This is a genomic window from Virgibacillus sp. W0430, from assembly GCF_051846935.1.
Classification (GTDB): domain Bacteria; phylum Bacillota; class Bacilli; order Bacillales; family Amphibacillaceae; genus JBPYCR01.
In genome coordinates, this window is sequence record NZ_JBPYCS010000005.1 from 144588 (window position 1) to 155247 (window position 10660).

A 10660-nucleotide genomic window follows, 5' to 3' on the forward strand; every position below is an offset into this window, starting at 1 on the left:
TAAAATTTGTTATATATGCAAACTTTCTATTACAGAAAGATGCGATCGATAAATATTACTCTTTTTTTGTATTAACACTTTGTGTAAAACGGTCAATAATTATGGCTAAAATGACAATACCTATACCCGCAACAAAGCCTGTGCCGACTTGTGCACGCTGTAATGCGGATAAAACTTCTCTCCCAAGTCCAGGCGCTCCTATCATTGAAGCGATAACGACCATAGATAGGGCGAGCATTACCGTTTGGTTAATACCTGCCATAATTGTCTCTTTTGCCATCGGCAGTTCTACTTTAAATAGTTTTTGACTACCCGTACTTCCAAATGCCTCCGAAGCTTCAACGAGCTCTGTGGAAACTTGACGAATACCTAAGTTCGTAAATCTTACAGTTGGAGGTGTAGCAAATATTAATGATGCAAATACACCAGGAACCATACCGATTCCAAAAAAAGCAACTGCAGGTATTAAATATACAAATGCCGGCATCGTCTGCATAAAATCTAAAATTGGTGTAATTATAGTCTCTGCAAGCTTGCTCTTAGACATGAGAATACCTACAGGCACACCAATAATTACAGATAATAGACTAGCTACCAAAACTAAAGTAAAGGTACTTATTAAATGCTCCCATAACCCTTGATTGTAAATAAGCCATAAACCAACTACTGAAAAAGCTGCCAATCCAAATCGTTTCCCAGAAATAAAAAAGGCAATTAGAGCTACTAAAATAACTATTAGTATTGGCGGTACTTGCAGGAGCATATCGGAAGTCCAATCCATTAAATTTCCAAAATGCTTCTTAATCGGGTCAAACAGAAATGCAAAATTACTTGTAATCCAATCTGTCACTTCTTTTGTAACGTCCGCAATAGGTATTTTCGGTACAAAATCCAATATGTTATTAAGCATTCGTTAGATTCACCTCGCCATCTTCAGAAAGAGCAGCTATAACAGCACCGCGAACAATAATTCCGAGCAGCTTTTCGTTTTCTACAACTGCTACGGGCACAGGAGAATCGTGAATAATATTAAAAATATCATTCATCGGCGTTTCTTTATCTACTTTTGGAATATTATTTTGTAGAATACTTTCTAAGCTTCTTTCCTCTTTTTTAATTGCATTGGCAGCATCTTCTGCAGTAACATACCCTTTTAATGCACGCTTGCTGTCAACTACATAGACGCCTGATAATCCTTCCTCACGCATTCTTTCCAATGCTACACGTGGGCCGTGGTTTTCAATATTTACTGTTTCTGGCCGCTTCATGATATGCTGTGCTGTTAATATTTTTGAGCGATCAACATCCTCGACAAACTTCTCTACGTAATCATTTGCAGGATGGACTAATATCTCCTCAGGCGTACCAATTTGAACAATTGATCCATCTCTCATTAAAGCAATTCGATCTCCAAGTCGTAATGCTTCATCTAAGTCATGCGTTATAAATAAGATCGTTTTTTTCATGCTTGCCTGCAAGTCGATCAATTCATCTTGCATATCTTTTCGGATTAATGGATCTAATGCAGAAAAAGCTTCGTCCATAAGCAGTATTTCAGGATCGTTTGCTAACGCTCGTGCTAATCCTACCCGCTGCTGCATACCTCCGGATAATTGGTTTGGGTATTGATCAAAATACCCGCCTAGACCAACCATTTCCAATGCTTTCTCGGCCTTTTGACGTCGTTCATCTTTCGGTATATTTTGTATTTCCAAACCAAACTCTGCATTTTCTACGATGGTACGATGTGGAAACAGCGCAAATCGCTGAAAAACCATACTTAGCTTTTCGCGTCGTACTTTACGCAATGCCTTCTTATCGAGCTTGGAAAGATCTTCTCCTTCAATCAAAATGCTTCCTTCTGTCGGTTCAATCAGTCGATTTACTAATCGAACAAGTGTCGACTTCCCGCTACCAGAGAGCCCCATAATTACAAAGATTTCCCCAGCTTCAACTGAAAAAGACGCTCGATTAACGCCAACCGTATTACCTGTCTTACTTAAGATTTCCTTCTTTGATAAGCCTTCATCCAAATGTTTAAGCGCTTGTTTTGGATTTTTGCCAAAAATTTTCGATAAGTTCTTTACCTCTATTAGTGGCATCCAATTCACCTCTTTATTTTATTTAGTTGTTAAATGCATGTGAAAAAGTATGTGTGTGATGTTGTAGACAAATATATACTTCGGAGAGATGAGGAATTATACAAAGCCTGCCACTACATACTATTTATTAACAAAAGGGAAAAGTAACATTCACACTTACCTATCATATACCCTAAAAGAACTATAAAACAAACATCAAATTTTCGATTTTCATAACAAATTCATTTGTTTATCTTATTCGGTTGCTACATTCTTACTTTTTCGCTAAATTACTTTTATATGCTAATAAATATTTGTTTTTCCTGTTTTTATTTTAAGTCCATTTTCCTATAAATGAATCGTATCTCTCTTTCATCTATCCAATCTGATAAAGAGCAATTTAAAATTATTCGCTATCAATATAAGGGTAATTACAATGCCTCCCTTCTATTATACCCTTATCGGTTTTACTATTAACAGTAAAGTGATATAGTCATCATACGCCATCGACTAAGCGTGTACGGTACATAAATGTACTAAATTTAAGCGATTTTATGAAAAACGTATTTTTTTAGTGAGAAAATATGGTATATTAGTCATTGTCGAAGGTTGAATAAATTGAATAGGATTAGGAGTGTCATAGATGAAGAAATATTTAGTTGCATCGATAGCTACAGTAGGTATTCTTGCTTTATCCGCGTGTTCTGGTAATGATTCAGAAGTCGTTGTAAAAACAAGCGCAGGTAATATTACAAAGGACGAGCTGTACAATGAATTAGTTGATCGTTACGGAGAAGAAGTTTTACGAGAAATGATCACTATGGTCATACTGGATGATAAATATGAAATTGAAGATAAGCAAATAGACCAAGAAATAGACAAAATTAAAGAGCAATTTGGCGATGAATATGAGACTACGCTTGAAAATGAAGGTATAACAGAAGAAGAATTGCGTGAAGATATAAAAAGCGGACTGTTACAAGAAGCTGCTTTAACGGAGGATATCGACATTTCTGAAGAAGAAATTAAACAACAATATGAACGAATGAAAACAGAGCTAGAAGCAAGACATATCCTTGTTAATGACGAAGAAACAGCTAATGAAGTAAAGGAAAAGCTGGATAAGGGTGAAGACTTCGCTGAACTAGCTAAAGAGTATTCAACAGACGGATCGGCTCAAGATGGTGGTAACTTAGGTACTTTCACTGCAGGAAAAATGGTTCCTGAATTTGAGGAAGCCGCATATAATTTGGAAATTGGTGAGATAAGCGAACCTGTAGAAAGTAAGTTTGGTTATCATATTATTGAGGTGCTCGATAAAAAAGAGAGCGAAGAAGATATTGGCACATATGAGGAAAACAAAGATGAAATCCGTCGGAATATAGCAAGTAAAAAAATCGAGCCTGAAAAAGCAATGCAAAAAATGAACGACTTATTAACAGACACAAAAATTGATATAAAAATTGATAAATACAAAGATATGCTGAAATCTGAAGAAGCTCAAGGCTAAATGTACTGTTCTTAAATTATCAAGATGAAAGAGACTGAGAGAGTATTTTATCTCGCTTAATAGGGGCGCTCGGAAATACTTTACTTTCCACAGGAGGCTAGCAAAACCCCAAAAGAGCAAACACTGAGGCCACTCAAAAACTGTCGTTTGTTTGAGCAAAGTCTTTCATTATTGAAAAGAAGACACCTTTAGTGTGGTGCTAGTAGTGATGAATGTTTTTTAAAAGGGCATAGTCTAAAAAGATTTAGGCTATGCCTTTTTATTTATGATTTCTTTCACCGTTGATTTTCAATTTAGGTGTACACTTCCCGCAGATATGGATTCAACTCTTATTGTTTGACTATTGTGTCACAATAAGGATTTTCTGACGCATGTTTTTCCCGTTGGAGTCGTCACCTTACGTTTCAATCAACTTGATTGCATCTTCACATTTTGCTCTATTTCAATTGCTCCTATTCTATTCAAGTAGTTCGATTGTTCTTTAAATAGAGCTAGCTTTCTATTTTTCTTCTCTTTCTTTCTTCTTCCATTCGATTTATATACACTTTCCCTTCCCGCTCAATATATTGCTGTTCCAATATACGCTCAGCTCGCATTGCGCGAAATGCCATGTAACCACTCATAAAAATAAAAACGATTAGCATGAGTACCCACCAAGGAACTCCGAAGATCATGTGCAATCCTCCCTTGTCCATCTTATCTATTACTTATGTATATGAATAACAAGAGAAAAAATTACACAATCCGTCAATTTAACAACGTTATTTGATTCACCGTACTGTACATACAAAAACATAATAGAGGTAAGGTAGTCATAAGCACACACGTTCACTTTTAAAATACAATTAAAAACGACCTATCGTATTAAAATCCATTATTAAATGTGGGACGATAACTTTAATTACAGAATCGTTTCTAAAAAAGTATTATTCAACTGTCTTTCCTATCAAACAACGGCTTGTAAAAACTACGATTTTCCATTGGAAATAAACGAGCTGTAAACTCTCCTGGCTGTACTTTGTCCAATGCTCGATTTAATATATTCATTTTTGCATCGATCATATCAATTAAATGCAAAAGCTCTGCTTCCCGGACGAGAGGTGGTGTAGGACTCCCCCATTCCGCTTTTCCATGGTGACTTAAAACGAGATGCTGCAAAATCGTAACCTCTTCTCCTTCGATTTTAAGCTCAGACGCTACTTCGCCAATTGCTTCCACCATCATTGGTATATGTCCGAGCAGCTTTCCTTCCAACGTGTACGTTGTCGTAACAACTCCTGAAAGCTCTTTTAATTTTCCTAAGTCATGAAGAATAATACCAGCATATAATAAATCTTTATTAACGGAAGGATAAATATTCGTTAATTCTTTAGCTATCGAAAGCATACTTACGATATGATGTGCTAAGCCAGAAACATATTCATGATGGTTTTTAGCAGCAGCTGGATACGTTAAGAGCGCTTCTCCATACTTTTTAACAAATGCGCGAACAATTCGTTGCAAGTTGGCATTTTCCATTTCAAAAATTGCTTCCATTATTTTTTCACTCAATACTTCTTTATCAACAGGGGCTTTCTCGATAAATTGAGAAATATGAACTCCATCCGTTGGCTGTGCAGGACGAATAGAAGTTACTTTTAATTGTAGATTTCCACGAAATTGAATAATCTCTCCTGCCAATTCAACAATTTGCTCTGGTACAAAGGTTGCCTCATCCTCCTTTGTTGAATCCCAAAGCTTTGCTTCAATTTCTCCTGATGAATCACAAAAAATGAGTGTTAAGAATGGCTTCCCATTCGTTGTTACCCCCTTAGTCGCTTCCTTAATTAACAAAAATCCAGCAAAGGACTCTCCGATAGCATATTGGCCTATTCCTTTTTTCATAATTATCTCCCCCACTATTCAGCTCATTTAATATATTATTGATTACTCAAAATACAATCAATTATTGTTTCATAAGCTGCTCTGTCTTTCCAAGGTGAATAATATGAGCAGCATCAGCCCAGTCGAGCAGCTCCTTTTTACATGTAAATAAAATGATTTGTTGATCTTTAGAAACTTGTTGTATCACCTTCATCATTCGCTTCGTACGTTCTAGGTCAAAATGTACAAATGGATCATCCATAATGAATGGAAGACGATGTTTTTCACTCATTAATTCACTAACCGCTATACGTAATGAAATATACAATTGATCGATTGTACCTTGTGATAATTCATCTATTCGATAAATTAATCCTTTCTCTGTTTCCACCCGAAACCCTTCTTTTTCTGTCGGTTCATACACTTTTTTATATTGTTGGTTCGTTATATAAGAGAAATAGATTGTTGTTTTTTTCAGAACCGCATGTAAATATTTTTGACGATAGTTTCGTTTCGTTTCGCCGAGCATTTCCTTAGCCGTTTTATACACTGCCCATTCTTGCGCTAGATTTTGCAGCTTTTCCTTCTCAATTTCTAATCGATAGGTTGCATAAGATAGAGCTTCTGATCGCTCTAAGTTTCCAATTTCTGCTTGTAAATTTGCAGCTTGCTGTCTTTTTTTCTCTAATTCTGCTTCTAATTGTTGCAAATTACGTTTTACGTCTCTTTCTTTTTGTTCTAATGCTTTCGCATCGGGAACTTCTTTTTGCCATTTTTCTATCAACTGTTTTGAAAAACGAACACGTAATTCCTCATAGCTCTCCTTGTATGCCGCCTGTATGTTCACTTGCTCGTCCCACAAATCAGCGACCTCGAAATACGCATCTTCTGTTCGTACATTTGCCTGTTTAAACAATCCGTAAATTTCATTCTCATATGTCGTTATTTTTTGCTCTATCCGTTCTTTCTTTTCTTTGTTTTCTATAATGAGCTGCTCATAGTGTTCGAGATCTTTTAATGTATTTGTATAGTTCGTTGTAAATCGTTCAATTTGTTCAATATACGCTTCAATTGGTTTGTTTTCAATGTACTTTCCATGCTGCTTTAAAAAATGGATAAGCTGTAAAACAAAGGCTTCTTCTCTTTTCTCTAGGCTTTTATAATTACGTTGCATCTCCTCTTTTTCATCCATCATTTGGACAATTTGTTTAAGCATATGGTACACCTCTGGCCAAAACGCAGGCTCTACAGACGATAAAAAAGGATATGCTTCATATTGAGCGTTCATATTTTCTTTCGTGCGATTATTTCTAATTTCAAGGGCTCGTTGTTTTTCTTCCAGCTTTAAAAGCTCCATCTGTGCTTTCTTTTTCTCCTTTTGCAGCATAGAAACCTCATTTTTCAGCTCTTCTTGTTCCTCTAGAATTCGTTGTATTCGGTCTAGCTCATTATGCTCTATAACATTTATCGTTTGATGCGAATGCAGGTGCTTAAAGAAAGCATCGGTCGTTTTGATTGTACGATTTGTTAAAAGCAATTGCCCAAAGCCAATTGCTAAAATTAAGAATAGGGCTGGGATAAGAATAGAAATCTCCATTAGAAATATGTCTACTAATACGAGTCCTACCGTAAATAGGATGCTTCCAAAACATACTTGTTTCGCTCGTTGTTTCCTTTTTGTTTTGGTCTTTTTCCAATTTAAATGACTTTTCTCGGTATGGTTTATTGATTGATGCATTTGTTCGTGAATTAAGGCACGATTAACTTTAGCCTTCAGTTTATCATAGTCTGCTTCTGGCAATACCCTTTCCCGTTTCGTTTCAATTTCTTTTTGTAGCTGATTCGCTTCAATTTTCAATTCCGATTCGATTTGCTGAAGCTGTTCTTTTTCTAGTTGTACTTGTTCTGTTTGCTGTTTGATTTCACTCCATTTTTTTTCTAAATAAAATGGAAAAGATGTTGCTTTAATTTGTTCGATATTTACCGGCATGTGTAATTTTTCTTGGGAAGCTGCAAGCTGTGCATCGATTGTTTTTATCGACTTATTAATGTGAACCATTTGCTGCTTCCAGTGGACTACTTCTTTATACTTCTGTTGGAGGTTTAATGCAGATAAATAGTTCGCTTCCTCCACGTGGGATTGTTTTAGCTTTGTATGCTTATTTATATATATTTTCTCTTGTTCACACAATACTGCTCGTTCACTTTTTAATGACAGCAACGGATCTTTTATTGCTTGCAGTCGTCTTCTACCATCCTCTGGGAAGCGTAGAGCGAGAGGGAGCTGCTCTAATTTTTCTTTTTGCTGATAATGACGGTAAATTGTCGGTAATGCATGGGTAATTTTCTGTATGGAAATAAGCTTCCTACGTAAATCATTAATGTCTGTTTGTATTTGTTCTATTTCTTCTGAACGCTGAGAAAGCTGTAGCGTTTTATCACGATACACAGATTCTTCCTGTTCAAGTCGTTTCCACTCCCGAAACATTTGCTCTAAATGCTCGATTTGTACGTTGATTTTTGGTATCTTTCCCGCTTGTTTAAACAATTCAGCTAGTTTACTATCTAGCTTTTTTTCAATTGCTTGCACATTTGTTGCACCCGTTAAAGCAATATTAAATAATATTTCTCCGAAGTCTTCACTTTTCATCTTTCTTAATTGAATTAAATCAAGAGCAGAAAATGAATAGATCGATTCATAAATGCTATTGTTCATACCAGCCAGCTGCTCTTTTAACCAGGACTCGTCTTTAACAGTGTTCCCATTAATACGACAAACCGCTGCCCCCTTCTGTACGCTGTCCAATCGTTCAATTTCGATTTCTCCATGAAGCCGATCCTCAACAATTAAGCGTCCCCCCATTTTACTACTCGTTTTTGGGTAATAAAATTGGCGTTTTTTAGGAGGGAGGCCAAACAACATAAATAGGATGAACTGCTGCAAACTAGATTTTCCTGCTTCATTTTCTCCGTAAATGAGACTGTAGGATTCATTCGGAAAATACATCTCCTTATCTACCCAAGGCCCAAACCCATAAATATATGCTTGTTTAAGTTTAATTTTACTCCCCTCCATCGTTTAGCAATTCATCCAGTAATAAGTTGCAAGCAGCTTTTTTAATTGCTTTTTCATCTGCTTGTTCGATCGATTGTAAATACTTTTTTGCTTGTCGGTGATTATATAATTCAGATAAAAAAGGATAAATGTTTGCATGCTCCATTTGTTTCGTTAGCTCACCGATAAAATAATCGTCGCCTGTAAACATGGTATCTCTCTCATTTAGCTTCGTATTCACTTGATATATATAGCGCCATTGCGTTTCATGTATAAACGTTTCATTAATGAGCTCGATTAGCTCGGTAATTGTATGGTCGGTAACAGGCTGACGCGTAGTATCACCATGAAGAGTGAGTGAAAGTAATACCGGTGTTGTGCTCGAGAGGGATTGAACACTTGTTTGTACCTTTTTCTCTATTTCATAAAGCGCTGATAAACTAGAAATGTCAATGTCTAACGTTTGGAACTCAATTGCATGCAATGGAATAAAATCCAGGCTCGCATCGGTTTCTGTTAACTCTACATAATAGCAGCCCTTTTCCCCTCGTTCATTTCGATGTCTGCCTTGAATATTCCCTGGATATACGATAAGCGGATCTTCTTTCAATGTTTGACGTTGATGAATATGTCCTAATGCCCAATAGTCAAAATCTTCCTTTACTAAATCGTTCAGTAAAAAAGGCGCATACATATCATGCGTTGAATTTTGTTGATAGCTTCCATGTAACAGCGCTATATGAAATGGTATTTGTTCCTCAACAACCTTATACGTTTGTGCCTTATTAGTCGTAATTGCTTTATTTACATAACTAAAACCGTATATGTTAACGAGTGATTGATTGTTTCGTTTGAACGTAAAGTGCTGAACGTTTTCCTCTTTAAAAACAAAAACATTATCTGGATATGATACGTGATGGATGTTTCCTTTTATGTAATCATGATTTCCATACGATATGTAAACGGATATATGATGGTGCTTTAACTGTTCAAATGCTTTTCTAAGCTTGATTTGCGCTCTTAAACCGCGTCTTTCATTATCGAATAAATCCCCTACTAATAAAACAAAATCTACTTTTTTATCAATTGCTGCCTGAACGAGCCGATCAAGTGCGGTAAACGTACTTTCAGCAATTTCTTTAAACAGATGCTCTGGTACGCTTGCAAGCCCTTTAAAAGGGCTATCTAAATGTAAGTCGGCGGCATGAAGAAATGAAATTTTCTTTGTCATCCTTAAATTCATCCTCTTTTAAATTCGTACATTCATTTTAGCAAAACAACAAGGGGAATGCACGTTCGGGGAGCGGTGTAACCAGTACCATACATTTCCTTTATATTTTTTTAACCGAGTACATCTTTCTTTACTTATCCGACCGTGGCATAATGAATGTAGCATGCTTACACGAGGAGGCTTAGTCAATGAAAATGTACACCTTAACGGTTTTTTCAAAATCAGGTGAGAAATTACTGGACGAATCGTTTAACGCAGCAACAGACGACGAAGCAAAAAGGATCGGAGAAGAGCGATTATCTAACGAAGGCTATCAAAATTACACACATCGCTGTGTAACTCCCGACGCAAACCTTTTGTTGTTTCATCGCTAACTATTTAGGGTTGTACCGTTGCTTTCAGTGGTCTCCTGCTACGAAATGCGGGATTTCACCGATCTCTTTCATCTCGCTTGAGTCTTGCATCTTCCATTCGCTAGCGGTGGAGAGCCCTCCTAATTTCCAGAACCTTTTTTGTAAAAACAGAAAGCTCGTAGAAGAATACAACCCCATCTTCTACGAGCTATTACTTTATTTGTACGGCTTTATTTTTCAGACGCTCCGTATAGTTCCTCTAAAGGCTGCGTAATAATTCTACTTATATCATTTATAACTAAGTTTAGCCGCTGTTCTTTATCCATTAAATTTGAAATATCTTTATGCTGCTGAACTAAATCGACGACTTGCCGAGCTTTTTCTACCTCTTCCTCTGTTATTTCTTCCCCTTGCATTTGTTTTTGTTGCAACTGCAATTGTGTATCTCTAAAATTCTCAAACATTTTTTTCGCGGAATCATCGTTCATAACCGCTTCAAATGCTTCTTTTAAATCAATAAATTCTTGGCTATTACGAATCGCTTTTTCTAAATCACGGGCGTTGTCA

General features: G+C 36.4%; 9 protein-coding genes. 2 read left to right on the forward strand and 7 right to left on the reverse strand.

Annotated features, from left to right (window positions below; all coding sequences use genetic code 11):
* Positions 1-55 precede the first annotated feature (55 nt).
* On the reverse strand, positions 56-910 hold the full coding sequence (locus ACLIBH_RS04615) for an ABC transporter permease (RefSeq protein ID WP_439315523.1): 855 nt from the start codon (positions 908-910) through the stop codon (positions 56-58).
* Complete coding sequence (locus ACLIBH_RS04620; protein WP_439315524.1) at positions 903-2102, reverse strand: quaternary amine ABC transporter ATP-binding protein; 1200 nt, start codon at positions 2100-2102, stop codon at positions 903-905. The genes ACLIBH_RS04615 and ACLIBH_RS04620 overlap by 8 nt, the downstream gene beginning before the upstream one ends.
* A gap of 622 nt (positions 2103-2724) precedes the next feature.
* Between ACLIBH_RS04620 and ACLIBH_RS04625 the strand changes: the two genes are divergently transcribed.
* Positions 2725-3591, forward strand: coding sequence for a peptidylprolyl isomerase (locus tag ACLIBH_RS04625; protein WP_439315525.1), 867 nt, complete (start codon positions 2725-2727; stop codon positions 3589-3591).
* A 491-nt stretch (positions 3592-4082) separates the two neighbouring features.
* Here ACLIBH_RS04625 and ACLIBH_RS04630 read toward each other — a convergent pair whose 3' ends face one another.
* The 4 genes from ACLIBH_RS04630 to ACLIBH_RS04645 all read right to left on the reverse strand — a co-directional run bounded on the left by ACLIBH_RS04630 (position 4083) and on the right by ACLIBH_RS04645 (position 9740).
* Positions 4083-4265, reverse strand: a complete 183-nt coding sequence (locus ACLIBH_RS04630; protein WP_439315526.1) for a sporulation YhaL family protein — start codon at positions 4263-4265, stop codon at positions 4083-4085.
* Positions 4266-4521: 256 nt separating this feature from the next.
* Positions 4522-5475, reverse strand: coding sequence for a 3'-5' exoribonuclease YhaM (gene yhaM, locus ACLIBH_RS04635; protein ID WP_439315527.1), 954 nt, complete (start codon positions 5473-5475; stop codon positions 4522-4524).
* Between the two features lie 61 nt (positions 5476-5536).
* Positions 5537-8530, reverse strand: a complete 2994-nt coding sequence (locus tag ACLIBH_RS04640; RefSeq protein ID WP_439315528.1) for an AAA family ATPase — start codon at positions 8528-8530, stop codon at positions 5537-5539.
* Entirely contained in the window at positions 8517-9740 is a 1224-nt protein-coding gene (locus tag ACLIBH_RS04645; protein ID WP_439315529.1) for a metallophosphoesterase family protein, read from the reverse strand. Before ACLIBH_RS04645 ends, ACLIBH_RS04640 begins: the two co-directional genes overlap by 14 nt.
* Before the next feature lie 188 nt (positions 9741-9928).
* On the opposite strand from ACLIBH_RS04645, the gene ACLIBH_RS04650 reads away from it, so the two are divergent.
* Positions 9929-10114, forward strand: coding sequence for a YhzD family protein (locus ACLIBH_RS04650; protein WP_439315530.1), 186 nt, complete (start codon positions 9929-9931; stop codon positions 10112-10114).
* Between the two features lie 209 nt (positions 10115-10323).
* On the opposite strand, the gene ACLIBH_RS04655 is transcribed toward ACLIBH_RS04650, so the two are convergent.
* Positions 10324-10660, reverse strand: a 337-nt coding sequence (locus ACLIBH_RS04655) for a YlbF family regulator (RefSeq protein WP_439315531.1), incomplete at its 5' end; no start/stop codon positions are given.